Genomic DNA, 25,025 nt, shown 5'->3' on the forward strand with positions numbered 1-25,025 from the left:
AGAAATCTGACGAGAACAAGATACCCCACCTCTCGTCAAGGCTTGCCAGTGCGTCGAATGAGCATGGCACCGCAAGCCAACAAGCCAAGCGATAGCGTCGCAAACATTCCGTGCGAGAGCACTGGAACAGGTATTGAGGTTGCGCCGACCGGCGCAGCAGCCTCCCCGTCTTCATCGGCAATCTAAATGGAAGCCACCGATGTGCCCGCCAGCAAGCTGTAGCCGCCAGGGTTGGCCGCTGGCACGATGGCGACCGACACGCTGACCTGGCCATCGCCTCCCACGGTATTGGCGATGGCCGTGACCGTGCAGCTCGCCGTGCTGGCGCCCTCTGCAATCTCCAGCGGACCGGCGCAACCACTGTAGCGCGCCGTGTCCCCGGAGGTGCTCAGCACAATGGTCAGCGCAGCCTGCGCAGGCCGGCTCAATCTCAGGGTGCAGCTAGCAGTTTGCCCGTCGGAATCCAACAGCTGCGTCTTGTCGCACAGTATGGAGGCCGTAGGCGGCACCACTTCGAAGTTGGCCGATACCGAGGCCAGCGGCCCGACCACTTCGATATTGTCGATGGCGCCCACAAAGCCGCTGGATCCATTGCCGGCGCCACCCTCGACGGCAAAGACCACCATGTCGGCAAAGCGCGGGTCGGCCTGGAAGTCCGAAAATGGCCGTCGTATGTTGGGATCAAAGCCACCTTGCGCCGCACTGCGCCCTTGCCAAACGATGCCGTGGAGCATATCGGCGGTGGTCCACTGGTTGAGGCCCACACCGTGCACGCCGGCGATGTCCGGGGTGTAGACCAGGGTCTGCGTATGCACCCCTTGCGCATTGCGCAGGTACAGCCGCAGCACGGGCGCCTGGTCGACCACATCGGTGCTGTGCACCAGCCATTGGTAGGAGACGGTGGTCAGCTCCGACAGCTTGCCGAAGGTGGCAGCAGGGTAGTAAGCGAGCCCGGCCTTGGATGAGGTGACATGCAAGTCAAGGCGCAGCGAGCCATTGCCGCTGTTGGGAAAGTCGGTGGTGACCCAGGCCAGGCCTGCACTGGTCTGCCCCACCTGCCCCCACTGGTCGGGGCCGCTGCTGCCCCATTGGAATGTCGCCTCCGGCACCACATCCGCTGCGGCAACCACGGCAGCGCTCGCGCCCGGTGCCCATAAGCATGCCCAAAACCAGACCGCGCCTACTGAAAAAATGCGAAACAACAGCTTCATAGTCACTTCAAACGTTGGAACGCATTGTTGCTTCTAGATGTAAACAAGCCCAGCATTTTATTATTTATTTCTATCGCAATGATGTTTTTTGGGAATGCGTGGAGGGGCCAGAGGCGACTGTGTCAGCACGGAGCATGCGGTCATTCCGCCGTTTCACGGTGCCAGCGCAGGCTTAAAAATCCCAGCACCAGTGCGAAGACCGTCAACAACACCAGTAGCAGCCCACCCAGCTTGGGAGCGGGCCGAGACAGGACACCAGACGCCTGCTCGGTCACGGCCTCCATGCTGTGTCGCACACGGTGGAAAACCGTGCCATCGTCTGGCGCAAGCGCCGTGGCGGCAGCCTGCATGTCAGGGCTGGGCACCGCCACCCCTTGTGCCCATGCGCTGGCCCGCCGTCCTGCGTAGAGCCCTTGGCTATCTGCCCCTGTGTGCTGTGACCCCAGGTTGTGGGCTGCCGACAGGTCTCCGGATGAGGCAGCCGTGGGCACGGCATGCGTGAGCATGCAGCCCGATGCCATCCACCAGCCTAGAACCAAACACCTGCACCACCTCATATCAGCAGCCATATACAGAAATTAACAATGTCGCTAACTATCGGACTGTGCCTGCCAACGGTCAATCCCCAAAATTAGTGAATATCTACTACGGCTGCCGTGGGCGCTGCAGGCTGCTGGCCTCACCTCTGGTGCCGCAATAATGGGCGCAGCACCTCCAGATCCGGATGCAGCAAGTGCCTCTCGACCACCGTGCTTGCTGCCAGCACATCAGAAAGATGGCAGTGATCAAAAATTGCGTGCTATAATCGACCGCTTAGCGGCTGTAGCTCAGCTGGATAGAGTACTTGGCTACGAACCAAGGGGTCGTGGGTTCGATTCCTGCCAGCCGCACCAAACGTAAAGCCTCAGAGTAGCAATGCTCTGAGGCTTTTTCGTTGCTGGGTATTGGGTATTGGGCAGTGCCTGGCTCTTTCACACCCATCCATGAAAAAAGCCGATTTCCATGGCGGAAACCGGCTTGTGGTCAGCACAGCGACAAAGCGCGCAGTGACTTACTTCGTCGGGCGGATCAGCACATATTGCGTCCACTCACCACGGCGGAACAGCACGTTGACGGGCTTGGACTTGTCGGCCTTGGCCACGGCAGCGTCGAACTGCTTGACGTCATTGATCTCGGTGTTGGCAATGCCCAGGATCACATCACCTTGCTTGAGACCAGCACGGGCAGCGGCTTCATCGGCCGACACAATCTGCACTCCACCCTTGAGGTGCATGGACTTGCGCTGCGCATCGGTCAGATCCGTGACCACCAGACCCAGTTGCTGGGCAGCAGTGGAAGGCTTGGACTTCTCTGGCTCCTTACTGGTGGCAGCAGCGTCTGCAGCAGCATCCGACGGAATTTCGATGATGGTGATCGGCAGGTCCAAGGTCTTGCCCCGGCGGAACACCGTGACGGTGCTCTTCGAGCCTGGCTTGGTGTTGCCCACCCAGCGCGGCAGATCCGCCAGCTTCTCCAGCGGCTTGCCATCGAACTTGGTGATGATGTCACCCGCTTCGACGCCCGCCTTCTCGGCGGGCGAGCCGCTTTCCACACCCGTTACCATCGCGCCCTGGGCCTTGCCCAGACCGATGGATTCAGCCACATCCTTGCTCACGGTGGAGATTTGCACACCAATCTTGCCACGCACCACACGGCCGGTGGCGCGCAGCTGGTCGCTCACGCGCACCGCTTCATCGATAGGGATCGAGAACGAGATGCCCATGAAGCCACCCGAGCGCGAGTAAATCTGGCTGTTGATGCCCACCACCTCGCCTCGCATGTTCAACAGCGGGCCGCCCGAGTTGCCGGGATTGATGGCCACATCGGTCTGGATAAAGGGCAGGTAGTCGCCCGTGTCGCGCTGCTTGGCAGAGACAATGCCGGCGGTCACCGAGTTTTCCAGGCCAAAGGGCGAGCCGATCGCCATCACCCACTCGCCCACGCGCAGGCGGTTCACGTCGCCAATCTTGACGGCGGGCAAGCCGGTGGCATCGATCTTCACCACAGCCACATCGGTGCGCTTGTCGGCGCCCACGATCTTGGCCTTGAACTCGCGCTTGTCGGTCAGCGTCACGATCACTTCATCGGCACCATCCACCACATGCGCGTTGGTCATCACATAGCCGTCGGCCGTCAGGATAAAACCCGAACCCAGGCCGCTGGGCACCTCATCGCCATCGGCGCCGGGGCGCTGGGGGCGTTGCTGCTTGGGGATGCTGGGCACCGGCAAGCCAAAGCGCTTGAAGAACTCCAGCATCTCCGGATCGAGGCCGCTTTGGCTTTGGCGGTTGGACACCTTCTCCATCGTGCGGATATTGACCACCGATGGGCCCACCTGGTCGACCAGGTCGGTGAAATCGGGCAGGCCACGCACCACAGCAGGTGCAGGGGTCTGGGCCGCTGCCGGCAGCATCATCGCGCTGCTGACGGACAGGATGGCCGCCAGTGCACTGATCTGAAAAGGCTTCCAACGCTTTAGAGACATATCACTCCTCAATTTGACAATATGGCGGCACCGTATACGCAGTGATTCAATCGCGTCGCTCGTGGTGCCCTGCCGCAATTGGAGGGGCAATAGGCCTCAAGGTTCCAAGCGTGCATCACCATCAGATAGGCAGCAAAACCCAGGTTTCAAGCCTTTGCGCGCGAAAGGCATAAAAAAACACCTGCCATGCAGGTGTTATTTGAGGGGTTCAGCGCATCATCAGCACAAACGTGAAGCCTTGTCGGGGCAGCCATCGCTGCGCTTTTCGGCATTGAAAGTGGCATTGCGCAAGAAGCCCGCTGGCATTTGCAGGTTGGCGGTGCCGCCAATCTGCCCGCGTGCCGCCAGCAGCTCATCCAGGCGCGGATCGCGCAGCATGATGCTGGAGTTCTGGCCCACCGTGACCTGCTGCTGCACCAGGCCTTGGGCATTGGACGCGGCAGACCTTGGTGACGCAGCCGAGGCAACCACCTGCGGCGCAGCAGCTGCTGCCATCTGCTGGCGAGCCTCATTGCCTGCGCCACCCGAGAGCAAACCGATGCTGTTCCAGCCGACCATCGCCACAGCGGCCACGGTAGCAAAGCCAGCCACCATCTTCCAGCGGAAGACCGAATGGTTCGCAGCATCCTGCGCGGCTGGCTGGACGGTCTGCACAGCGGCAGCGGCCACCGCCGGCACGGCGACAGCACCAGGCACGGGCTGGCCCTGGTCGGCCAACGGCGGCTCCAGTGCAATCTTGGCATTGAGCGCATCCAGGAATGCCAGGCTGTCGGAGCACGGTGTGTGCGCCGAGCGCATCAGATCGCCAATGACCTGGTAGGACTGCACCGAGGCGTAGCAGGCCTCGTCCTGGGCCAACTCCGGCAGCTCGGCCAGCAGCTGGCCGAGCGCCTGGTCGTCCAGCTCACCATCGACCCAGGCGGACAACTGCTCACAGGCCGCCTGCATGCTCATGTTCGATGCTTGGTTTTCGAGATTCATAGCCATATTCCTAGCGGGCCCCAGGCCCTTGCAGCCAGTCATCACACTCATATCAGCTACCAACGCTTGCCAGACTGGCGTTCAAGCATGGGCTTTACCTTGGCGGAAATCGCCTCGCGGGCGCGGAAAATACGCGACCGTACCGTACCGATGGGGCAATCCATCGCAGCGGCAATGTCTTCATAAGACATGCCTTCAATCTCACGCAGCACGATGGCCTGTCGCAGGTCCTCGGGCAACGCGTCCATCGCCGTGTTCACCGCCTGGGCAATTTCCTGGGCGGCAATCACCGTTTCAGGCGTCTCATCGGTCGTTAGTTCGCGCCCGGGCACATAAGTTTCATCGTCATCGTCTTTTCCGCGCAGCGCGCTCTCGGTCATCACCGGGTTGCGGCTGAGCTCGACCATCGCCTTCTTGGCGGTATTGACGGCAATTCGGTACAGCCAGGTGTAGAACTGCGCATCACCCCGGAACTGCGGCAGCGCGCGGTAGGCGCGCAAAAAGGTTTCCTGGGCCAGATCGGGCACCAGATCCACATCGCGCACCATGCGCCCGATCAGGCGCTCGATGCGGCGCTGGTACTTGAGCACCAGCAGGCCATAGGCTTTTTGATCTCCTGCCACCGTGCGCTGCACCAGGTGCAGATCGCTGTCATTTGCATTCGGGGTACTGGCCGTTGGCGTTCCCGTCATAAAAGAGGCCCTCTTGGCGCTACAAGCTTGCAGCTATTGTTGTGGTTGTTCAGCTGTAGGCTTACACCTGATGGATGTTCTGCGGTTCAGCGGCAAGCGACGAGTATAAAACCCGACGAATATCCGGCCAGCGCTCTGGATTAGCGGCTCTCGCCACAAGCAGCCACTGACTGGGGCACCGGCTTGGCAACCCCTGGGCCTGCAGCAATATCCAGGATTGCCCATCCATCAGCACGGTCAGTGGCCCCAGTTCCTGGCGCTGCTCCAGCGCCAACGGGGCTGGCCCAAGGCACCACTGAGAGCCAGTCCAGTGCAAACAAGTTCCCTGCGGCCACAGCGGCATGCGCCAGACCAGCCCTACCGCCAATGCCATTACCGCCACTGCCAAGGCGCGCGGCAAGGCCGTAGGAGCTGCTGCATGCATCCAGGCCAGGCACAGAAGCGCGACCAGGCAGACCCAGCCGGCCAACAGCAGGCGGACGCGGCTTGGGCTCACCAGCGCAAAGGACTGCAAGGCCATCAAGGCAGTTGGGCGATGGTGGGGCATGGCTGGGCGGCTATTGACAGAGGCATCACCCCATTCTGCAGTGCACCCATCAGCGATCCCGCAGGGCAAACCCCGTGTTGAAGCGCCAACACCGTGCTGACCGAAGCAGCGCAAAAACAACAAAGGCCTCTGTCACAGAGGCCTTATCCCAGCGTGGCTGGTGTGACGCACCAGGCGCCAACCACCATCAAACGCGTTTGAACACCAGGGTGCCGTTGGTACCGCCAAAACCAAAGTTGTTCTTGACGGCGATGTCCAGCTTGGCATCGCGCGCGGTGTTGGCGCAGTAGTCCAGATCGCATTCCGGATCCTGGTCCACCAGATTGATGGTCGGAGGAATCTTCTGGTCCTTCAAGGCCATCACGGTAAAGACGCTCTCCAGACCGCCAGCACCACCGAGCAAATGGCCGGTCATGGACTTGGTCGAGCTGACCACCAGCTTCTTGGCATGCTCGCCCATGGCTGCCTTGATGGCATTGGTCTCATTGAGGTCACCCAGCGGCGTGGAGGTGCCGTGGGCATTGAGGTAGTCCACCTGGTCGGCGTTGACACCTGCATTGCGCAGAGCAGCCAGCATGGCGCGGCGCGGGCCGTCCATATTGGGCGCGGTCATGTGACCGGCGTCAGCGCTCATGCCGTAACCCAGCAACTCGGCATAGATCTTGGCACCACGGGCCTTGGCGTGTTCGTACTCTTCGAGCACCACGATACCGGCACCCTCACCCAGCACAAAGCCGTCACGGCCCTTGTCCCAGGGGCGCGATGCCGCCTTGGGATCGTCATTGCGTGTGGACAGCGCGCGCATCGCTGCGAACCCCCCCACACCCAATGGAGAAACAGTTGCTTCGGTACCACCTGCAATCATGACGTCGGCATCGCCGTACTCGATCATGCGACCGGCTTCACCAATGCAGTGCAAACCTGTCGTGCAAGCAGTCACCACCGACAGGTTCGGGCCCTTGAAGCCAAAACGCATCGATACATGACCTGCGACCATATTGATGATGGACGCGGGAACAAAGAAAGGCGTGATGCGACGCGCACCACGGCGCTCATATTCACCGTGCGTGTTCTCAATCAGTGGCAGACCACCGATACCCGAACCAATCACACAGCCAATACGAGTTGCGAGCTCTTCATCCAGTGCCTCGCCCAAAGGCAGGCCGGCGTCTTTCACTGCCTCTTGGGCAGCGGCAATGCCGTAATGAATGAAGGAGTCCATCGTGCGTGCTTCCTTGGCACTCATATAGGACTCAAGGTCGAAGCCCTTGACCTCACCTGCAATCTTGCAGCTGAAATCCGTGGTGTCGAACTTGGTAATGAGGTCAATGCCGGATTGACCGGCCAAAATGTTGGACCAGGCTTCAGCAACCGTGTTACCCACGGGGCTGATGCAACCCAGACCAGTCACGACGACGCGACGGCGACTCATGCGTTACAACTTTCTTGTTGATCTCTCGGAAGATTGGCAGCAAGACACTTGCGCCACAAGGGCGCCAAGTGCATGCGCAATCAATTAAGCCTTTTGGTGGCTGTTGGCGTAGTCGATGGCGTTCTGCACCGTCGTGATCTTCTCTGCGTCTTCGTCAGGGATCTCGATCTCGAACTCATCTTCCAAAGCCATCACCAGTTCCACGGTGTCCAGCGAGTCAGCGCCCAGGTCGGCTACAAAAGCCTTTTCGTTCGTTACTTGAGACTCTTCCACGCCGAGTTGCTCGGCGATGATTTTCTTGACACGTGCTTCGATATCGCTCATGGTTTCCCTCTGGGGGTTGTGAATGAACCCGCGATTCTAGCTGCTTCAGCAATACCTGAGTGCAACTTGCCGTCGCGAGGAAACGGCATTCAACTTTCGTCAAATCTACATATACATGCCGCCATTGACATGCAACTCCTGCCCGGTCACATAACCGGCGCCATCTGAGGCCAAATAGACCACAGCGTTGGCAATGTCTTGCGGCTGTCCCAGCTTGCCCAAGGCAATCTGCGACTGCAGTGCTTTCTTCTGCTCTTCGGGCAACTGGGCCGTCATATCGGTCTCGATAAAACCAGGCGCCACGCAGTTGACCGTGATGCCACGGCTGCCCAACTCCTTGGCCAGCGAGCGCGTCATACCTGCCACACCCGCCTTGGCGGCCGCGTAGTTGGCCTGACCGGCATTGCCCGATGCACCCACCACACTGGTGATGCTGATGATACGGCCAAAACGCTGCTTCATCATCGGACGGATGGCAGCGCGGCTGGCGCCGAACACGGCCTTCAGATTGGTGCCCAGCACGGCATCCCAGTCCTCGTCCTTCATGCGCATGGCCAGCGTGTCGCGGGTGATGCCGGCGTTGTTGACCAGCACATGCAAGCCGCCCTGGGTCTTGACCAGGCTGTCGATCAGCGCTTCGACGGCGGCGCCATTGTTCACATCCAGCGCCACACCACGCGAGCCGGCAAAGGCCGACAGCGCTTGCGAGATCTTGGCAGCGCCGTCTTCGGTCGTTGCCGTGCCGATCACTTGGTAGCCGGCAGCGCCGAGCGCCTGGGCAATGGCTGCGCCAATACCGCGCGATGCGCCGGTAACCAGGGCGACTTTGGCTGTTGAAGTGGTTTCAGTCATGCGATGGCTTCTTTGGTTTCTTGCAAAGTGGCGGGGTCATACAGAGCCACACCGACGAGTTCAGGGTCGATGCGCTTGGTCATGCCGGTGAGCACCTTGCCCGGGCCGCACTCGACCAGGTGGGTCGCGCCCAGCGCACGCAGGCGCTGCACGCACTCCACCCAGCGCACGGGGCCAAAGGCCTGGCGGTAGAGCGCATCACGGATCGCATCGGCATCGGTAGGCATCGCCACATCGATGTTGTTGAGCACCGGAATCTGGGGCGCGGCCAGTTGCAGCTCTGCCAGTGCCAGCTTGAGCTTTTCAGCGGCGGGCTTCATCAGGCTGGAATGGAAAGGCGCAGACACGGGCAGCGGCAGCGCGCGCTTGGCACCGGCTTCCTTCACGGCCAGGCTGGCCGCTTCCACCGCAGCCTTGGAGCCGGCGATAACCGTCTGGCCAGGGTCGTTGAAGTTCACTGCCTCGACCACTTCGGCGCCGCCCAGCTGGGCCGTCACCTGGGCGCACACGGCCTTGACCTTGTCCGCATCCAGGCCCAGCACTGCCGCCATGGCGCCAGCACCCACAGGCACGGCCTCTTGCATGGCAGCACCCCGCAGGCGCACCAGCGGCGCGGCCTGGCTCAGGGTCAGCACACCGGCAGCCACCAGCGCGGAATACTCGCCCAGCGAGTGGCCTGCAACCGCTATCGGCATGGGGCCGCCTTCGGCTTGCCAGACACGCCATGCGGCCACGCCAGCGACCAGCATCACCGGTTGGGTATTGGCGGTCAGCGCCAGCGTTTCTTTGGGGCCGTTCTGGATCAGCGCGCCCAGGTCTTCACCCAGCGCATCCGAAGCCTCTTGCAGCGCCTGAACCACTGCGGGGTGGCCACCCCAGGCATCGAGCATGCCCACAGACTGCGAGCCTTGGCCCGGAAATACAAATGCAAAAGCGCTCATGTCTCGGTTCAATCAGTTTTTATCAATCAGCGGATGACAGCGGTCTCGGCAACGCCGAGCCATGCTACATCGTCAGCAGCACGGCACCCCAGGTGAAGCCACCGCCCACGCCTTCGAGCATCACATTCTGCCCGGGCTTGACCTGGCCGCTGCGCACGGCGTGGTCTAGCGCCAGCGGGATCGAGGCCGCCGAGGTGTTGCCATGCTGGTCGACGGTAACGACCACCTTCTCCGGCGCGAGCTTGAGCTTGCGCGCCGTGCTCATCATGATGCGCAGGTTGGCCTGGTGCGGAATCAGCCAATCGATATCGGCTTCCTGCATCTTGGCCTTTTCGAGCGCGGCGCGTGCGGCCTTGTCCAGCACACCGACGGCGAGCTTGAACACCGCCTGGCCATCCATGCGCAGCAGCGGCGAGCCAATCACCTGGCCACCCGAGACATTGCCCGGCACGCACAGAATGTCGACATGGCTGCCATCGGCATGCAGCTCGGTGGCCAGGATGCCGGGCTTGTCAGACGCTTCCAGCACCACAGCGCCGGCGCCATCGCCAAACAGCACGCAGGTCGTGCGGTCATTGAAGTCGAGAATGCGGCTGAACACCTCGGCACCCACCACCAGCACGCGCTTGGCGCTGCCGGACTTGATCATCGAGTCCGCCACCGTCAGTGCGTAGACAAAACCGCTGCACACCGCCTGCATGTCAAACACCGGGCAGCCATTGGCAATGCCCAGCTTGTGCTGCAGGATCGCGGCGGTCGAGGGGAACACCATGTCCGGCGTCGAGGTCGCGACAATGATCAGGTCGATATCGCTGGCCTGGATACTGGCGGCCTGGAGCGCGTTCTTCGACGCCTCCAGCGCCAGATCGCTGGCTACGACATCGGGCGCTGCAAAATGGCGCGCCTTGATACCGGTGCGCTCCACAATCCACTCGTCGGAGGTTTCCAGACCGCGCGTGGCCATCTCAGCGGCCAACTCATCATTGGTGACACGACGTGGCGGCAAATAGCTGCCAGTGCCGATAATGCGGGAATAAATACTCATCGAATTCAGGTAGGAGACGTCACGGTTTTGGCAGCAGCATTGCTGTCTGCCGACATCAGCAGGGGCGCTGCCGTCTGAATCTTGGTCTGCACACGCCCCAGCAAATCATTGCGGGCGGCATCATAGGCGCGCCGCAAGGCATGCTCATACGCCACCGCGTCGGCCGAGCCATGGCTTTTGAAAACCAGGCCGCGCAATCCGAGCAATGCAGCCCCATTGTAGCGGCGGTGGTCCACCCGCTTCATCAAGCGCGCCAGCACCGGGTAAGCGATCACTGCGGCGATCTTCGTGAGCAGGTTGCGTTTGAACTCTTGTTTGAGCCCGTTGCTGATCATGCTGGCCACGCCTTCGCTGGCCTTGAGCGCGACATTGCCGACAAAGCCATCACAGGTCACGATATCAACCGTGCCCTTGAAGATGTCATTGCCTTCGACATTGCCGTAAAAATTGAGGTAACCCGACTGGCCAGCGGTGCGCAGCAGCTCGCCGGCGCGCTTAATGACCTCGCTGCCCTTGATGGCTTCTTCACCAATATTGAGCAGGCCAACGGTGGGGTTTTCTTTGTTTTCCAGGGCGCTGACCAAGGCCGAGCCCATGACGGCGAACTGCAGCAGATGCTCTGCACTGCAATCCACATTGGCGCCCAGGTCCAGCACCGTGGTGGCGCCGCCCTTGGCGTGGGGAAGTTGGGTGGCGATAGCCGGGCGGTCAATGCCCTCCAGCGTCTTGAGCACATAACGGGCAATGGCCATCAGCGCCCCGGTATTGCCCGCCGACACGGCTGCCAGTGCGGCGCCCGACTTCACCTGGCTGATGGCAACCCGCATCGAAGAATCCTTCTTCTTGCGCAGCGCCACTTCCACCGGGTCATCCATAGTGACCACTTCGCTTGCAGGCACGATGGTGGCACGCTCGTGCTGAAAAGACTGCAATGCCTCAGCCTGCCCGACCATCAACAGATGGGCATCAGGGTGGCTATCCAAAAACTTCTTGCATGCGGGTAGCGTGACACGGATACCTGCGTCCCCACCCATGCAATCCACGGCCAGTGTGATCATTCGTTCGGTAATTCTTTGACGTTGTTCGCACCGAGTTCCAGCTCGGCGCGCAGCGCGCCGCAAACTGGCAAGAAATAAAAAAGGCCCGCGCTACTATGTAGCTGCGGGCCTTTTTTATACAGCTATGGCTTAGGCTTCCGACTTGTTCTTCAGCACTTGGCGGCCACGGTAGAAACCGTTGGGGCTGATGTGGTGACGCATATGGGTTTCACCGGTGGTGGGTTCCACAGCGATGCCAGGCACGTTCAGTGCGTTGTGCGAACGGTGCATGCCGCGCTTGGAAGGGGATTTCTTGTTTTGTTGAACAGCCATGATGGCTCCTGAGTCTTGAAAGGGTTGGTGACATGGCCTGCGCAATCACAAACGCATGCCCGAAATTTACGCGACTAGCCCATTAAAGACACGAGGGATTCGCGCGAAGCCTCAAATTATAGCAAAGATCGCAAGCAGGCTTCAAGCCACCCGAACTAGGATTGGGTTTTATCAATGCGCAGCGATGCCAGCGCCGCGAAGGGATTGGCTTTTTCCGCAGGGCGGTCGTCAAAATCCTGGGTGGCGGACTCCAGCTTCACATCGACGGGGCAGACTTCGTGCATGGGCACCATGGGCAGTGCCATCAGCAACTCATCCTCGATCAGCTCCAGCGCATCAATCTGGGGCGCCAGGACCAGCACATCCTCTTCGCTCTCGTCATCGAGCGCTGCCGCCGTGGCCTCGTCCTTCACAAAGCGAAAGGAGCGGCTGCTTTCCACCGCCACATCCACCGGGCGCATGCAGCGCTGGCACTGCAGCTGCACCTGGGTTTCGGCATGCAGATGCAGCCAGGCCTGGCCTGGGCCGCCGGTCGATTCCACCCATTCACCATCGAGCACCCAGCGCACGGGCTCGGCGGCAGCGGCCTCGCCGCGCTGGTCTTCGGCCAGCAAGCGGGCCAGCTGCCCCAGGGGCAGCTCGCCTTCCAGCGCCGCGTTTTGGTGGGCAAAAGCCTTGATCTCAAGGCGATTGACAGAAAATTCCTTTGTCATGCGCGCCAGTGTAAGAGAATCTGGGCATGTCTGAATCCCTGATGCCCCGCGCCCTTGTACTGGGCTCCACCTCCCGCTACCGGCGAGAGCTTCTGTCGCGCTTTCGCCTGCCCTTCGAGACCGCCTCGCCCGATGTGGATGAAACCCCACAGCCCGGCGAAAGCCCCGCCGCGCTGGCGCTGCGCCTGGCGCTGGCCAAGGCCCATGCGGTGGCCGCCCAGTACCCCGATGCCATCGTGATTGGCTCGGACCAGGTGGCCGACCTGCACGGCCAGCCGCTGGGCAAGCCGATGGTGCATGACAAAGCCGTGGAGCAGTTGCGCGCGATGAGCGGGCAAAGCATGCAGTTCCACACCGCCGTGGCCGTGGTCTGCCAGGCCACTGGCTTTGCGCAGGCCGATACCGCCGTGGTGCGCACGGTGTTCCGCCCGCTCGAAGACGCTGAGATCGAGCGTTATCTGGTGGCAGAAACACCCTATGACTGCGCCGGCAGCGCCAAGAGCGAAGGCCTGGGCATCACCCTGCTCGACGCCATCGAGAGCGACGACCCCACCGCCTTGATCGGCCTGCCCCTGATCCGCACAGCCCGTTTGCTGCGCGCTGCCGGATTGGTGTTGCCATGAACCAACAAACAACCAAAGGGCGCCTGTTCCTGGTGCCGACCCCCCTCGATTTTGGCTGCGCCACCGAGGCGCCGCTGACCGATGTGCTGCCGCTGCACACCGTGCAAGCCGCCGCCCGCATCACCCACTGGATCTGCGAGAACGCCAAAAGCTGCCGCGCCTTTCTCAAGCGTGTGGATGCGGTGGCGCCCCTGGCGCTGCCGCTGCAGCAGCAAAACATTGCCGAGCTGCCGCGCGAAGCCCATAAAAAAGGCGACCACCACCCGCAGACCAGCGCTGGGAGCGATAGCAGCAGCCTGATTGCCGCTGCGCTGCAAGGCCATGATATGGGCCTGGTGAGCGAAGCGGGCATGCCCGCGATTGCCGACCCCGGCAGCTCGGTGGTGCGCGCCGCCCATGACGCAGGCATCGACGTGGTTCCGCTGGTTGGCCCCACCTCGCTGCTGCTGGCACTGGCCGCCAGCGGCCTCAATGGCCAGAACTTTGCGTTTGTCGGCTATGTGCCCAGCGACGCCTCCGATCGCAGCGCCCGCCTGCGTGAGCTCGAGCAACTGGCGCTGCGCCAGGGCCAGACCCAGATCTTCATCGAGACGCCCTACCGCAACCAGGCGCTGCTGGGTGCGCTGCTGCAAACCCTGCAGCCCAACACGCGCCTGTCCATCTCCAGCGGACTGACCCTGGAGAGCGCCAATACGCAAAGCCGCCTGGTCAAGCAGTGGAAGCCACTCAACACCAGCCTGGACAACCGCACGCCCATGGTGTTTGCCATTGGCCGCTAAGCCCCGTTAATGGCTGCAGCCGTTGCGGCACGCCCATGAAAAAAGCGGTGCCTCGGCACCGCTTTGTCATTCAAGCCTTGAAGGCTGTCAGCGCACGCTGGGCAGCAGCGACATCGAGCGCAGGGTGCCGACCGCGCCCGCGCCGACCGAGGCACCAAAACGCTTGGCAAAGCGCTCGGCCACATTGTCGCGGCGCGTGTAGTCCACCACCTCTTCGGCACCCACGACATCGCGGGCCACCTGGTCGAGGCTGCCCAGGCCATCGGCCAGGCCCAGCTTCACGGCCTCCTGGCCCGTCCAGAACAGGCCGCTGAAGGTGTCCTCGGTTTCCTTCAAACGGTCACCCCGGCCCTGGCGCACGACCTGGATGAACTGCTGGTGAATCTGGCTCAGCATCTGCTGCGCATAGGCCTTTTGCTTGTCATTCATGGGGCTGAATGGATCGAGCATGCCCTTGTTGGCGCCAGCGGTGAGCAAGCGGCGCTCCACGCCCAGCTTTTCCATCGTGCCGGTAAAACCAAAACCATCCATCAGCACGCCAATGCTGCCGACGATGCTGGCCTTGTCGACATAGATGCTGTCAGCCGCAGAGGCAATGTAATACGCGGCAGAGGCGCAGGACTCCTCGACCACCGCATACATCGGCTTCTTGTACTGGGCCTTGAGGCGCACGATCTCGTCATTGATCATGCCCGCCTGCACGGGGCTGCCACCGGGCGAGTTGATCAGCAGCACCACGGCCTTGGCGCCGTCATCCTCAAAAGCGGTGCGCAGGGCCGCAATCACAAATTCGGCACTGGCGTCCGCGCCGGAGGCGATCTCCCCCTTGAGCTCGACCACAGCCGTGTGCTCGGTCGAGGTCTTGGCGGCCGATCCGTCCGAGCCAAACAGGTAGCTGACAAACGCAACCACCAAGCCCAGCCAGACCAGGCGAAAGAAAATCTTCCAGCGGCGCGCTGCGCGCTGCTCCTTGAGCGTGTCAAAGGCCAGGCGCTCCAGCACCGAGCGCTCCCAGCCCGGGCTGGGTGCTGCGGCAGCGGCAGGCGCCGCTGCGGCCGTCTGCCCCCACAGGTCGGGCGCCGGCGGCGGATTGTGCTGAGGGTTGTTGTCCATGGGGTTCATCTTAAAAATCAAGAGGTTGGAGACGGTTATCCGTGTGCCAATAGACCACGCCATCACTCTCACTCAGCGCAACCTTGACCAAACCGCCACGACAGGGACCGCCGGCACAGGCTCCAGTATCGGGCACATAGGCGGCGCCATGGGTGGCGCAGAGCAACCAATTACCTGTGTCGTCGAAAAACCGCCCCGGCTGGTAGTCCATCTCCATCGCCACATGGGTGCATCGGTTCAGATAGGCATGGACTCCCGCGTGGTAGCGGATGGCAAAGGCCTGGCAGGTCTGACCGGCATAGACCACATCAAAGGCCACCGCGCGCCCACCGTGCAGCAGCGCATCGCTCTGGCACAAGGCAATCATCTGCGCCGGTACTTCCGCCATCACCGCACCTGTTCACCGAGGTTCATCTGACTGTACATACAGACAGTAATTGCACCATAGCTAGGCATGATCCGCCATCCACTGTTGCAGTTCAGCAACGGTATGGGCCACATACAAGGGGTTGAAGGCCTCAAAACCCACATGGTGGTGGGCGCCGTAGCTCACTCCCACGCTGGCGCAGCCGGCATTGACGGCCATTTGCAGGTCATGCGTGGTGTCGCCCACCATCAGCAGACGCTCGGGCGCCACATCCAGCTCGGCCATCAGCTCCTGCAGCATCAGCGGATGGGGCTTGCCAGCCGTCTCGTCCGAGGTGCGCGTCGCATGGAAGCGCCCCTTGAGCAAGGTCGTATCCAGCACACGGTCCAGCCCCCGGCGGTTCTTGCCGGTGGCAATGGCCAGCAGGTGGCCGCTGGCGGTCAGCTGGTCGAGCAGCTCCAGCACGCCGTCAAACAAGGTCACCTGCTCCTGGCGCTTGAGGAAATGCAGCCGGTAGCGGTTGGTCAGCGCCACCATCTGGTCCTCCGGCACATCGGGCGCGGCATGGCGCAGCGCGCTTTGCAGGCTCATGCCGATCACATACTTGGCATCCGCCAGGCTGGGCACCGTGCCACCCACATCCCGCACCGCATCCTGGATCGACAGCGCAATGGCCGCGGTCGAGTCAAACAGGGTGCCATCCCAGTCAAAGGCAATCAGGTCAAATTGGCGGGCCATGGGGTTCTCTTTCTATATCTGTCACAAAACTGATCCATCGGCCGCCGAGGCCGCCGCCACAAAGTCTGCCAGCTCCAGCGGCAGCTCGGCGCCCAGTTGCACGCGCTCTGCCGTCTGCGGGTGGTTGAACTGCAGGCGCCAGGCGTGCAGGAACATGCGCTTGAGGCCATGTTTGGCCAGGCGCTTGTTCAGATCGAAGTCGCCATATTTCTCATCGCCGGCAATCGCATGGCCGCTGCTGGCCAGGTGCACGCGGATCTGGTGGGTGCGGCCGGTCTTGATGGTCACCTCCAGCAGGCTCATCGCTGGCAGGCCCAGCTGGTGCCGGGCCGCAAACACCTGTTGCACCTTGACCAGCGAGACCGAGCGCATGCCCTCGGGGTCATCGGCCGTGGTGGCGCGCACGCGGCGCTCGCCATCGGGCAGCAGGTATTTGCGCAGGGGGGTGTCGATCACCTTCTTGTTGGCCGTCCATTCGCCGATGACCAGCGCCAGGTAGGTCTTGCCGGTCTCCCGCTCGCGGAACTGGTCCTGCAGATGGGTCAGCGCCGAGCGCTTCTTGGCCACCAGCAGGATGCCCGAGGTTTCGCGGTCGAGCCGGTGCACCAGCTCCAGAAAGCGGGCATCGGGGTGGGCGCGGCGCAGCTGCTCGATCACGCCAAAGCTGACGCCCGAGCCCCCATGCACGGCCACGCCTGCGGGTTTGTTGATCGCCAGCATGACATCGTCATCGAGCAACAAGGGAAACTCCCTAGCTGGCACCGCGCGCTCGGCTTCGTCCGGTTTTGCTGCGACGCGCACCGGCGGAATCCGCACCACATCGCCGGGCTGGACGCGAGTGTCCGCTGTCGCGCGGCCCTTGTTGATACGGACTTCACCCTGGCGGATGATGCGGTAGACATGGGTCTTGGGTACGCCCTTGAGGTGGCGCATCAGAAAATTGTCCAGGCGCTGGCCTGCGTCGTCGGGGTGGACCTCGACCAGCCTTACAGCCACTGGGGGTGCTTGTGGACTACGGGGCTCGCCCGGTTTGCCCCCTATAATATGTTTCACCTGCGCGATAGAGTTATTGGTTTACCGGTGAGCAGTTTAATTCACCCACCAGTACCCGCACAGGCCGGTCGATGTCTGGCTGATCGCCTTGCCGCCCCACCTGCATACCAAAAGATTGCGCAGGGGACGCCAAGTGAATCAGGCGGACAGACACATTGAAACAACGAAAAAACAGATTTTTGGCGACAGCTGTCGCAAAGGCCTGCAACCAGGCCCCGCCCAGCTGATCGTCTTCACACCAAACATGTTGATTTTGTGGGCTTGGATGGCAACTCTCTGGCACAGCAGCAGCTGTGCGCCAGTGCGTCTTGCTGTGCCCGCTGTGCGCATGTTCTCAGGGCAAATATCCCAGCCGGAGGCAGCCCAGCGCTGGCTGGCTGCTTATTTACATGCCCTCTCCCGCGTGCCTAGATCCCCTGTGCTGACATAAGTATTACCAGCAAACATGACACGCTCTGTGAATTCTTTCGTTTCTCTGCGTCTGTCCCGGCATCTGTGGCTCCAGTAAGAGCCTGTTTATTGTTGGGATTGGAGACAGGTGCCTGACTGACAAAGGCAGCCTGTCCCGCATTACGAAGGACGCGCATCATGAAACGGATGCTGATCAACGCCACGCAAGCTGAAGAGCGCCGCCTCGCCATTGTTGATGGCCAAAAGCTGCTGGACTACGAAATTGAAATCGAAGGCCGCGAACAACGCAAAGGCAATATCTACAAAGCCGTTGTTACCCGGGTCGAGCCCTCCCTGGAAGCCTGCTTTGTCGACTACGGCGAAGACCGCCACGGCTTTCTGCCCTTCAAGGAAATCTCCAAGCAGTATTTCGCCGAAGGCGTCTCCCCCAGCCAGGCCCGCATCAATGATGTGATCAAGGAAGGCCAGGAGCTGATCGTTCAGGTCGAGAAGGAAGAGCGTGGCAACAAGGGCGCGGCCCTGACCACCTTCATCTCGCTGGCAGGTCGCTATGTGGTGCTGATGCCCAACAACCCCCGGGGTGGTGGTGTCTCGCGCCGCATCGAGGGCGACGAGCGCGCCGAGCTCAAGGAGGCCATGGACCAGCTCGAATACCCCAAGGGCATGTCCATCATCGCGCGCACGGCCGGCATTGGCCGCAGCGCGCCTGAGCTGCAATGGGACCTGAACTACCTGCTCAAGCTCTGGGGCGCCATCGACGGCGCAGCCAAGTCGGGCAAGGGCGCCTTCCTGATCTACCAGGAATCGAGCCTGGTGATCCGTGCGATCCGCGACTATTTCCACAATGACATCGGCGACATCCTGATCGACACCGATGACATTTATGAACAAGCCCAGCAGTTCATGGCCCATGTGATGCCTGAGCACGCTGCCCGCGTCAAGCGCTACCGCGATGACGCGCCGCTGTTCAGCCGCTTCCAGATCGAGCACCAGATCGAGTCGGCCTACTCGCGCACCGTGACGCTGCCATCGGGCGGCGCCATCGTGATCGACCACACCGAAGCGCTGGTCTCCATCGACGTGAACTCGGCCCGCGCCATCAAGGGCGGTGATATCGAGGAAACCGCCACCCGCACCAACCTGGAAGCCGCTGACGAAGTGGCCCGCCAGATGCGCCTGCGCGACCTGGGTGGCCTGATCGTGATCGACTTCATCGACATGGAAGAGTCGAAGAACCGCCGCGATGTGGAAAGCCGCCTGCGTGACGCGCTGCGCCAGGACCGCGCCCGCGTGCAGTTCGGCACCATCAGCAAGTTCGGCCTGATGGAGATGAGCCGCCAGCGCCTCAAGCCGGCGCTGAGCGAAGGCGCCCACATCAACTGCCCACGCTGCGGCGGCTCCGGCCACATCCGCGATGCGGAAAGCTCGGCGCTGCAGATCCTGCGCATCATCCAGGAAGAGTCGATGAAGGACAACACGGCAGCGGTGAACTGCCAGGTGCCTGTCGAAGTCGCCTCCTTCCTGCTCAACGAAAAGCGCACCGAAATCCAGAAGATCGAGCTCAAGCAGCGCGTGTCCGTCACCATGGTGCCCAACAAGGCACTGGAGACCCCGCACTACAAGCTCGAGCGCATGAAGCACGACGACCCGCGTCTGGACTCGATGGAAGCGAGCTACAAGCTGGCCGACCCCGAAGAGGAAAGCCTGGGCTTTACCCGCCGCTCGCAAGAGCCGACCAACAAGCAGACCCCCGTCATCAAGGGCGTGCTGCCCGATGCACCGGCACCGATTGCCGAGCCACGCCCGGCGCCCGCTGCCCGTACGGCCAGCCCGCACAACGGCAAGCCCGCTGGCACCCCCGCCGCAGCGCCTGCTGCCGCACCGGTGGCTGCCCCGCAAAAGGGCTTCTTCGCCTGGCTCAAGCGCTTTTTCGGCATGGCCCCTGAGCCCGCACCAGCGCCCGTGCCTGCACCCGCAGCAGCACCTGCTGGCGAGGCCCGCCGTGAAAACCGCGATGGCCGCAACGCCAACAACCGTGGCGGCCGGGGTGACCGTGCAGAGCGCGGCGACCGCGGTGAGCGCAAGGATGGCAACCGCCCCGCCCGTGGCGAGCGCGCCGAAGGCGAACAACGCGGCGAGCGCAATGGCCGCGGCAACAACGGCGCAGCCGATGGCAGCCGCAGCCCCCGTGGTGGCGACCAGGAAGGCCGCAACCGCCGTGGTGAGCGCGGTGACCGCCAGGAGCGCAACCGCCGTGACGACGCCCCGCTGAACCCGCAAGCCGGCGACAACGCCGCAGCCAATGGCGAGCGCCAGGAACGCGCACCCCGCCCCGAGCGCGCTCCCCGCGAGCCGCGTGAAGGCCGCCGTGACCGTGGTGCTGAACGTGGTGAGCGCCAAGACCGCCGCAACAACGGTGACGAGGCGGCCCAGCCCCTCAACGCCGTGGCACCGGCGCCGATCAACGCCGATGCGGTGATTGCCTCGCTGCCATCGCTGGACCTGGAGACCGGCAACCAGACGGCCCCAGCCGCCGATGCAGATGGCGCAACGCCTGAGCGCCGTGAGCGCCGCTCGCGTGACCGCTATGGCCGCGACCGCCGCAACCGTGGTGAGCGCGAGCGCAATGGCCGCGACGAGCAGGCCGAAGGCGACAACGCCGCCGCCGACTCGGGCTTTGGCGCCGATGTCGTCCCGGCCTCCTCCAGCGTGTCGCAAGATGGCGACGAGGCACCCCGCCGCAGCTACTTCAACGCAGCGCCTGCCGCGGCATCGGCAGATACCCCGGCGCCTGCGGTGGCCGATGGGGCAGCAGCTCCTGCGCCTGTGGCCCAGGGCGAGGTACCGGTTGCCGCTCAGCAAGCTGCTCCCGCAGTGGCTCCAGCAGCCCCCGCAGTGTCTGATGCGCCTGCTGCACCTGTGGCGCCTGTCGCAGCAGCACCGGTCGCCGCCCCAGCCCCTGCGCCTGCCGCTGCAGCGCCTGCCAAGGCCGGTCTGCCAGCGATTGCCAGCTACGCGCTGCCCCTGGATGCACTGCACCAGATCGCCAGCACCGCAGGTCTGCAATGGATCAACTCCGATGCCGACAAGATCGCAGCCGTGCAAGCGGCCATTGCGGCCGAGCCCAAGCCCGTGCATGTGCCGCGTGAGCGCCAGCCCGTGGTGCAGATCGACCAGGGCCCGCTGATCCTTGTCGAGACGCGCAAGGATCTGACCGACCTGGTGCTGCCTTTTGAGCGCGAATCCGCTTAAAAAGCGCTGACCCCGCAACCCTCAGGCCGGAGCGATCCGGCCTGTTTCATTGATGGAGCCCCTGATGCTGTTTCTGCTCTCGCCCGCCAAATCTCTGGACTATGAAACCCCGCTGCCTGCGGGCCTCGCCAGCACGCAGCCCCAGTTCATTCCCCAGTCCAAGGCCTTGATCGCAGTGCTGCGCACGCAGTCGCCCCAGCAGATTGCCAGCCTGATGGACATCAGCGACAAGCTCGCTGCGCTGAATGTGGCCCGCTATGAGGCCTGGTCGCCCAAATTCAGCAGCAAGAACGCGCGCCAGGCCATCATGGCTTTCAACGGCGATGTCTACGACGGCCTGCAGGCCCCCACCTTGAGCGCCAAGCAGCTCGACTGGGCGCAGTCCCACCTGTGCATGCTCAGCGGCCTCTACGGCGTGCTGCGCCCGCTCGACCTGATGCAGCCCTACCGGCTGGAGATGGGCACGCGCCTGGCGACCGACCAGGGCAGCAACCTCTACCACTTCTGGGGCACGCAGATCGCCGACTACCTCAATGCGCAGCAGGCGGACGAAGACAAGCCCGTGGTCGTCAACCTGGCCTCGCAGGAGTACTTCAAATCGGTCGACCGCAAGGTGCTGCGCGCCCGCGTCATCGACTGCAGCTTTGAAGACTACAAGAACGGCCAGTACAAGATCATCAGCTTCTTTGCCAAGAAGGCACGCGGCCTGATGGCGCGCTACGCCATCGAGCACCAGACCAAGACGCCGGCGGCCTTGAAGAAGTTCAGCACCGCCGGTTATGCCTTCGCGCCCGAGGCCTCGAGTGAAGACCATTTCGTGTTCAGGCGCAAAGTCGATTGATGCGACTTTGATGCACAATGGGCCGCGAAAGGAATCTGATGACAGCCTCGCAACCCCTCACCCCGGAACTGCGCGCCTGGATCATTGATCAGGCCAGCGCCGGCGTCAGCGCCGACCGCGTCTTCAAAGCCATGTGCGATGCCGGCTGGAACGCCGATGTCGCCGAGTCCGCGATGGAATCGGTGCTGACCGAGCACCTCGCGCAGTTGCAGGCGAGCAAGGACACCGCCGCTGCGGCGGCCTCCCTGCCAGCTGCCCTGTCCCGTCCCCTGCCCGAGCCCAACCTGGGCCAATCGCCCTCCACCATCGATGTCGGTGACCGCGAGGTCAGCGTGTTGCTGGCCCTGCAGCACCCGCGCGTCGTCGTATTCGGCAATCTGCTGTCCGACGAGGAGTGCGACGCCATCATCGCTGCGGCCGAGCCGCGCATGCAGCGCTCGCTGACCGTTGAGACCCAGACCGGTGGCGAAGAAGTCAATGCCGACCGCACCAGCGACGGCATGTTCTTCCAGCGCGAGGAGACGCCCGCCGTCGCCGCGCTGGAGCGCCGCATCGCCAAGCTGGTCAACTGGCCGGAAAACCATGGCGAGGGCCTGCAGGTGCTGCACTACCGGCCTGGCGCCGAGTACAAGCCGCACTACGACTATTTCGACCCGACCCAGCCGGGCACGCCGACGATTTTGAAGCGTGGCGGCCAGCGCCTGGCCACCTTGGTGATCTACCTGAACAACCCGCAAGCCGGCGGCGGCACCAGCTTCCCCGATGTGGGGCTGGAAGTGGCGCCGCGCCGCGGCAATGCGGTGTTCTTCAGCTACCCCGCGCCCGACCCCGCAACCAAAAGCCTGCATGGCGGCTCACCGGTGATTGCCGGCGAGAAATGGATCGCCACCAAGTGGTTGCGCGAGGGCGAATTCAAGTAAACCGCTGCCGCCGCCGGGCCCCCGCGCCGGCAGCGGCCGCTTTTTGTTCCACAGCATGACCGTCTCCCCTTCGCCCGAGCAATCGCCCCTGGGCCAGCGCTCCGCATACATCGACCAGTACGACCCCACCCTGCTCTTTCCGCTGCCGCGCCAGGCCAAGCGCGACGAGATTGGCCTGCAAGCCGACAAGCTGCCCTTTTTTGGCGCCGACCTGTGGACGGCCTATGAGGTCTCCTGGCTCAACCTGCGCGGCAAGCCCCAGGTGGCCCTGGTGAGCTTCACCATCCCTTGCGAGACGCCCAATATCGTCGAGAGCAAGTCCTTCAAGCTCTACCTCAACAGCTTCAACAACAGCCGCTTTGGCTCAGTCGATGAGGTACGCGCCAAGCTGCTCGCCGATATCAGCGAAGCCGTATGGCGCGGCGCGCCCTACCAGGCCTCCGTCGGCGTGCAGATGATCGACCCGGAGGTGTTCGACACCCTGCCGCTGCAAGAGCTCGACGGCCTGAACCTGGACCGGCTGGACATCGACTGCGAGCACTACCAGCCCCAACCCCAGCTGCTGCGCGCCGCCTTTGATGAGGCGCCTGTCACCGAGACGCTCAGCAGCCGCCTGCTCAAGAGCAACTGCCTGGTCACCGGCCAGCCCGACTGGGGCAGCGTGCGCATCAGCTATACCGGCCCGGCGATCGACCAGGAACGCCTGCTGCAGTACATCGTGAGCTTTCGCAACCACAACGAATTCCATGAGCAGTGTGTCGAGCGCATGTTTGTCGATATCTGGAAGCACTGCAAGCCGATCCGCCTGACGGTCTATGCCCGTTACACGCGCCGGGGAGGCCTGGACATCAACCCGCTGCGCACCAGCCAGCCGATGGCCCTGCCGGCCAATATCCGCACCGCACGCCAGTAATCAGTCCAGATCGCCGAACAGCGGCAAGGTGTAGGGGTCGGCCTTGTGCTCGGCTATGGCCGGGCGGCTTTGGGCCTGGCGCAATGCCTGGCGCATGGCCTGCCAGTCGCCCACCAAGCCTTGCGCCAAGGCCTGCTCCAGCGGCAGCAGCCCACCCACCCGCACCCCCAGGAGCCGCAGGCGCTGGTCCAATGGCGCGCGCTTCAAGCACTGGCCCGCCGCATGCCGGATGGCAGCGGCATCCTGGGTGTAGAGCGGCAGGCTGTGGTCGCGCGTGGCGATGCGAAAGTCCGGGTAGCGCAGCTTGATGCCAATCGTGCGCCCCACATAGCCTTTGCGCTGCAGGTCAGCCGCCACCATCTGGCACAGCTCGGTAAAGATCGCGCCGAGCTCGGCCTTGTCGCGCACCGCATGCAGGTCGCGGTCAAACGTGGTCTCGCGGCTCATCGATACCGGCTCGCTCTCGGTCACCACGGGCCGGCTGTCCCGCCCCCAGCTCGATGCATGCAGCCAGGCGCCGTAGCTGCGGCCAAAGTGTGCCACCAACCAGGGCAGGTCCTTGGCGGCCAGATCGCCCAATGTGTTAATGCCCAGTGCCTGCAGCTTGGCATCGGCCTTGGGGCCCACGCCATTGATCTTGCGGCAGGCCAGCGGCCAGATCATCGTTTGCAGATCGCTCTCGAGCACAATGGACACGCCATTGGGCTTGTTGAATTCGCTGGCCATCTTGGCCAGCTGCTTGTTGGGGGCCACCCCGACCGAGCAGGTCAGCCCGGTGGCCGCATGAATGGCCGCCTGCATGCGCAACGCCAGGCTGCGGCCATGGTCTTCCTGGCCGCCTTCGACATGGGTGAAGTCGATATAGACCTCGTCCACGCCCCGGTCCTCCATCTGAGGCGCCATCGCGGTGATGATGGCCTTGAACTGGCGCGAGAAATGCCGGTAGCGCGCAAAGTCCACCGGCAGCAGAATAGCCTGCGGGCAGAGCTTGGCCGCCTTCATCATGCCCATGGCCGAGCCCACGCCAAAGGCGCGCGCCGGGTAGGTGGCCGTCGTGATCACGCCCCGGCCCACATAGTCTTTGAGCTGAGGAAAGGCCTCGGGCGGGATCTCGTCCAGGCGCTCGCCATAGCGCGCTTTCAGCGCCTCATCTTCTGCCCGGCGGCCCCCGCCGATGATGACGGGCAGCCCCTTGAGCTGCGGGTAGCGCAGCAGCTCGGCCGAGGCATAGAAGGCATCCATGTCCAGATGCGCAATGCGGCGGCGCGGCGGCAGAACAACAGGCGATGGCGAGGGGGAGGAGCACACCCGGCTATTGTCTCCCAGCGCGGCGCGGCTTGCAGCCCCCAGTCGCGCAAAACCGGCAGCGGAGGCTGCCGAGCC

25 protein-coding genes and 1 tRNA gene are annotated in these 25,025 nt (G+C 63.1%); 7 read left to right on the forward strand and 19 right to left on the reverse strand.

Annotation, left to right across the window (positions count from 1 at the left end):
- Positions 1-182: 182 nt before the first annotated feature.
- Entirely contained in the window at positions 183-1,130 is a 948-nt protein-coding gene (locus F0Q04_RS20250; protein ID WP_182343187.1) for a hypothetical protein, read from the reverse strand.
- A gap of 221 nt (positions 1,131-1,351) precedes the next feature.
- Complete coding sequence (locus tag F0Q04_RS20255) at positions 1,352-1,495, reverse strand: hypothetical protein (protein ID WP_165841243.1); 144 nt, start codon at positions 1,493-1,495, stop codon at positions 1,352-1,354.
- A 532-nt stretch (positions 1,496-2,027) separates the two neighbouring features.
- Between F0Q04_RS20255 and F0Q04_RS20260 the strand changes: the two genes are divergently transcribed.
- A tRNA-Arg gene (locus F0Q04_RS20260) sits at positions 2,028-2,104 on the forward strand.
- Positions 2,105-2,262: 158 nt separating this feature from the next.
- On the opposite strand, the gene F0Q04_RS20265 is transcribed toward F0Q04_RS20260, so the two are convergent.
- From F0Q04_RS20265 to F0Q04_RS20320, 12 genes are all read right to left on the reverse strand, one after another.
- Positions 2,263-3,735, reverse strand: a complete 1,473-nt coding sequence (locus tag F0Q04_RS20265) for a DegQ family serine endoprotease (protein ID WP_116927555.1) — start codon at positions 3,733-3,735, stop codon at positions 2,263-2,265.
- 219 nt (positions 3,736-3,954) lie between these two features.
- A complete protein-coding gene (locus tag F0Q04_RS20270) occupies positions 3,955-4,716 on the reverse strand; it encodes a sigma-E factor negative regulatory protein (RefSeq protein ID WP_182343189.1) in 762 nt (253 codons plus the stop codon).
- Between the two features lie 56 nt (positions 4,717-4,772).
- Positions 4,773-5,408 carry an RNA polymerase sigma factor RpoE gene (gene rpoE / locus F0Q04_RS20275; RefSeq protein ID WP_182343191.1) on the reverse strand — a complete coding sequence of 212 codons (636 nt, stop codon included), beginning with the start codon at positions 5,406-5,408 and terminating at the stop codon, positions 4,773-4,775.
- Positions 5,409-5,469: 61 nt separating this feature from the next.
- Positions 5,470-5,928 (reverse strand): hypothetical protein, encoded by a 459-nt coding sequence (locus F0Q04_RS20280; protein WP_182343193.1) that lies wholly within the window; start codon positions 5,926-5,928, stop codon positions 5,470-5,472.
- A 214-nt stretch (positions 5,929-6,142) separates the two neighbouring features.
- Positions 6,143-7,387: a beta-ketoacyl-ACP synthase II gene (gene fabF, locus F0Q04_RS20285; protein WP_021027955.1), complete on the reverse strand. Its 1,245-nt coding sequence runs from the start codon at positions 7,385-7,387 to the stop codon at positions 6,143-6,145.
- Between the two features lie 84 nt (positions 7,388-7,471).
- On the reverse strand, positions 7,472-7,711 hold the full coding sequence (gene acpP, locus F0Q04_RS20290; protein ID WP_021027954.1) for an acyl carrier protein: 240 nt from the start codon (positions 7,709-7,711) through the stop codon (positions 7,472-7,474).
- 105 nt (positions 7,712-7,816) lie between these two features.
- A complete protein-coding gene (gene fabG / locus F0Q04_RS20295) occupies positions 7,817-8,563 on the reverse strand; it encodes a 3-oxoacyl-ACP reductase FabG (RefSeq protein ID WP_116927551.1) in 747 nt (248 codons plus the stop codon).
- The gene (gene fabD, locus F0Q04_RS20300) at positions 8,560-9,504 is read right to left on the reverse strand and encodes an ACP S-malonyltransferase (RefSeq protein WP_116927550.1); all 945 of its coding nucleotides are present in this window, start codon (positions 9,502-9,504) and stop codon (positions 8,560-8,562) included. The genes fabG and fabD overlap by 4 nt, the downstream gene beginning before the upstream one ends.
- A 64-nt stretch (positions 9,505-9,568) precedes the next feature.
- Entirely contained in the window at positions 9,569-10,549 is a 981-nt protein-coding gene (locus F0Q04_RS20305; RefSeq protein WP_182343195.1) for a beta-ketoacyl-ACP synthase III, read from the reverse strand.
- A gap of 5 nt (positions 10,550-10,554) precedes the next feature.
- The gene (gene plsX / locus F0Q04_RS20310) at positions 10,555-11,607 is read right to left on the reverse strand and encodes a phosphate acyltransferase PlsX (RefSeq protein ID WP_116927548.1); all 1,053 of its coding nucleotides are present in this window, start codon (positions 11,605-11,607) and stop codon (positions 10,555-10,557) included.
- A gap of 129 nt (positions 11,608-11,736) precedes the next feature.
- Complete coding sequence (gene rpmF / locus F0Q04_RS20315; RefSeq protein WP_021027949.1) at positions 11,737-11,919, reverse strand: 50S ribosomal protein L32; 183 nt, start codon at positions 11,917-11,919, stop codon at positions 11,737-11,739.
- Positions 11,920-12,074: 155 nt separating this feature from the next.
- Positions 12,075-12,632, reverse strand: a complete 558-nt coding sequence (locus tag F0Q04_RS20320; protein ID WP_116927547.1) for a YceD family protein — start codon at positions 12,630-12,632, stop codon at positions 12,075-12,077.
- Positions 12,633-12,658: 26 nt separating this feature from the next.
- Here F0Q04_RS20320 and F0Q04_RS20325 point away from each other — a divergent pair, with 26 nt between their 5' ends.
- Positions 12,659-13,255, forward strand: coding sequence for a Maf family nucleotide pyrophosphatase (locus F0Q04_RS20325; protein ID WP_116927546.1), 597 nt, complete (start codon positions 12,659-12,661; stop codon positions 13,253-13,255).
- Positions 13,252-14,034 carry an SAM-dependent methyltransferase gene (locus F0Q04_RS20330; RefSeq protein WP_182343197.1) on the forward strand — a complete coding sequence of 261 codons (783 nt, stop codon included), beginning with the start codon at positions 13,252-13,254 and terminating at the stop codon, positions 14,032-14,034. The genes F0Q04_RS20325 and F0Q04_RS20330 overlap by 4 nt, the downstream gene beginning before the upstream one ends.
- An 87-nt stretch (positions 14,035-14,121) precedes the next feature.
- On the opposite strand, the gene F0Q04_RS20335 is transcribed toward F0Q04_RS20330, so the two are convergent.
- From F0Q04_RS20335 to F0Q04_RS20350, 4 genes are read right to left on the reverse strand one after another with little or no spacing between them, the layout of a single operon-like run.
- A complete protein-coding gene (locus F0Q04_RS20335) occupies positions 14,122-15,156 on the reverse strand; it encodes a S49 family peptidase (protein WP_116927544.1) in 1,035 nt (344 codons plus the stop codon).
- A 1-nt stretch (position 15,157) separates the two neighbouring features.
- On the reverse strand, positions 15,158-15,535 hold the full coding sequence (locus F0Q04_RS20340) for a Rieske (2Fe-2S) protein (RefSeq protein ID WP_021027944.1): 378 nt from the start codon (positions 15,533-15,535) through the stop codon (positions 15,158-15,160).
- Positions 15,536-15,595: 60 nt separating this feature from the next.
- The gene (locus F0Q04_RS20345; RefSeq protein ID WP_116927543.1) at positions 15,596-16,252 is read right to left on the reverse strand and encodes an HAD-IA family hydrolase; all 657 of its coding nucleotides are present in this window, start codon (positions 16,250-16,252) and stop codon (positions 15,596-15,598) included.
- Between the two features lie 21 nt (positions 16,253-16,273).
- Positions 16,274-17,305, reverse strand: a complete 1,032-nt coding sequence (locus F0Q04_RS20350) for an RluA family pseudouridine synthase (RefSeq protein WP_116927542.1) — start codon at positions 17,303-17,305, stop codon at positions 16,274-16,276.
- A gap of 588 nt (positions 17,306-17,893) precedes the next feature.
- Between F0Q04_RS20350 and F0Q04_RS20355 the strand changes: the two genes are divergently transcribed.
- The 4 genes from F0Q04_RS20355 to queF all read left to right on the forward strand — a co-directional run bounded on the left by F0Q04_RS20355 (position 17,894) and on the right by queF (position 23,642).
- Positions 17,894-20,968, forward strand: coding sequence for an Rne/Rng family ribonuclease (locus tag F0Q04_RS20355; RefSeq protein WP_182343199.1), 3,075 nt, complete (start codon positions 17,894-17,896; stop codon positions 20,966-20,968).
- 64 nt (positions 20,969-21,032) lie between these two features.
- On the forward strand, positions 21,033-21,809 hold the full coding sequence (gene yaaA, locus F0Q04_RS20360) for a peroxide stress protein YaaA (protein WP_182343201.1): 777 nt from the start codon (positions 21,033-21,035) through the stop codon (positions 21,807-21,809).
- A gap of 38 nt (positions 21,810-21,847) precedes the next feature.
- Complete coding sequence (locus F0Q04_RS20365; protein ID WP_232539419.1) at positions 21,848-22,729, forward strand: 2OG-Fe(II) oxygenase; 882 nt, start codon at positions 21,848-21,850, stop codon at positions 22,727-22,729.
- A gap of 55 nt (positions 22,730-22,784) precedes the next feature.
- Positions 22,785-23,642 carry an NADPH-dependent 7-cyano-7-deazaguanine reductase QueF gene (queF, locus tag F0Q04_RS20370; RefSeq protein WP_182343205.1) on the forward strand — a complete coding sequence of 286 codons (858 nt, stop codon included), beginning with the start codon at positions 22,785-22,787 and terminating at the stop codon, positions 23,640-23,642.
- Here queF and F0Q04_RS20375 read toward each other — a convergent pair whose 3' ends face one another.
- A complete protein-coding gene (locus F0Q04_RS20375; RefSeq protein ID WP_116927538.1) occupies positions 23,643-24,884 on the reverse strand; it encodes a Y-family DNA polymerase in 1,242 nt (413 codons plus the stop codon).
- Positions 24,885-25,025 lie beyond the last annotated feature (141 nt).

This window comes from Comamonas koreensis, assembly GCF_014076495.1.
Taxonomy (GTDB): domain Bacteria; phylum Pseudomonadota; class Gammaproteobacteria; order Burkholderiales; family Burkholderiaceae_C; genus Comamonas; species Comamonas squillarum.

Coding starts and splice junctions, on each gene's coding strand:
- F0Q04_RS20335 (WP_116927544.1), bottom strand. CDS start 15,156: ATGAACCCCATGGACAACAACCCTCAGCACAATCCGCCGCCGGCGCCC.
- F0Q04_RS20355 (WP_182343199.1), top strand. CDS start 17,894: ATGAAACGGATGCTGATCAACGCCACGCAAGCTGAAGAGCGCCGCCTC.
- F0Q04_RS20255 (WP_165841243.1), bottom strand. CDS start 1,495: ATGGAGGCCGTGACCGAGCAGGCGTCTGGTGTCCTGTCTCGGCCCGCT.
- F0Q04_RS20305 (WP_182343195.1), bottom strand. CDS start 10,549: ATGAGTATTTATTCCCGCATTATCGGCACTGGCAGCTATTTGCCGCCA.
- fabG (WP_116927551.1), bottom strand. CDS start 8,563: ATGACTGAAACCACTTCAACAGCCAAAGTCGCCCTGGTTACCGGCGCA.
- F0Q04_RS20270 (WP_182343189.1), bottom strand. CDS start 4,716: ATGAATCTCGAAAACCAAGCATCGAACATGAGCATGCAGGCGGCCTGT.
- F0Q04_RS20345 (WP_116927543.1), bottom strand. CDS start 16,252: ATGGCCCGCCAATTTGACCTGATTGCCTTTGACTGGGATGGCACCCTG.
- F0Q04_RS20365 (WP_232539419.1), top strand. CDS start 21,848: ATGACAGCCTCGCAACCCCTCACCCCGGAACTGCGCGCCTGGATCATT.
- rpmF (WP_021027949.1), bottom strand. CDS start 11,919: ATGGCTGTTCAACAAAACAAGAAATCCCCTTCCAAGCGCGGCATGCAC.
- F0Q04_RS20280 (WP_182343193.1), bottom strand. CDS start 5,928: ATGGCCTTGCAGTCCTTTGCGCTGGTGAGCCCAAGCCGCGTCCGCCTG.
- acpP (WP_021027954.1), bottom strand. CDS start 7,711: ATGAGCGATATCGAAGCACGTGTCAAGAAAATCATCGCCGAGCAACTC.
- F0Q04_RS20320 (WP_116927547.1), bottom strand. CDS start 12,632: ATGACAAAGGAATTTTCTGTCAATCGCCTTGAGATCAAGGCTTTTGCC.
- F0Q04_RS20375 (WP_116927538.1), bottom strand. CDS start 24,884: ATGGATGCCTTCTATGCCTCGGCCGAGCTGCTGCGCTACCCGCAGCTC.
- plsX (WP_116927548.1), bottom strand. CDS start 11,607: ATGATCACACTGGCCGTGGATTGCATGGGTGGGGACGCAGGTATCCGT.
- yaaA (WP_182343201.1), top strand. CDS start 21,033: ATGCTGTTTCTGCTCTCGCCCGCCAAATCTCTGGACTATGAAACCCCG.
- fabF (WP_021027955.1), bottom strand. CDS start 7,387: ATGAGTCGCCGTCGCGTCGTCGTGACTGGTCTGGGTTGCATCAGCCCC.
- F0Q04_RS20265 (WP_116927555.1), bottom strand. CDS start 3,735: ATGTCTCTAAAGCGTTGGAAGCCTTTTCAGATCAGTGCACTGGCGGCC.
- fabD (WP_116927550.1), bottom strand. CDS start 9,504: ATGAGCGCTTTTGCATTTGTATTTCCGGGCCAAGGCTCGCAGTCTGTG.
- rpoE (WP_182343191.1), bottom strand. CDS start 5,408: ATGACGGGAACGCCAACGGCCAGTACCCCGAATGCAAATGACAGCGAT.
- F0Q04_RS20340 (WP_021027944.1), bottom strand. CDS start 15,535: ATGGCGGAAGTACCGGCGCAGATGATTGCCTTGTGCCAGAGCGATGCG.
- F0Q04_RS20330 (WP_182343197.1), top strand. CDS start 13,252: ATGAACCAACAAACAACCAAAGGGCGCCTGTTCCTGGTGCCGACCCCC.
- queF (WP_182343205.1), top strand. CDS start 22,785: ATGACCGTCTCCCCTTCGCCCGAGCAATCGCCCCTGGGCCAGCGCTCC.
- F0Q04_RS20325 (WP_116927546.1), top strand. CDS start 12,659: ATGTCTGAATCCCTGATGCCCCGCGCCCTTGTACTGGGCTCCACCTCC.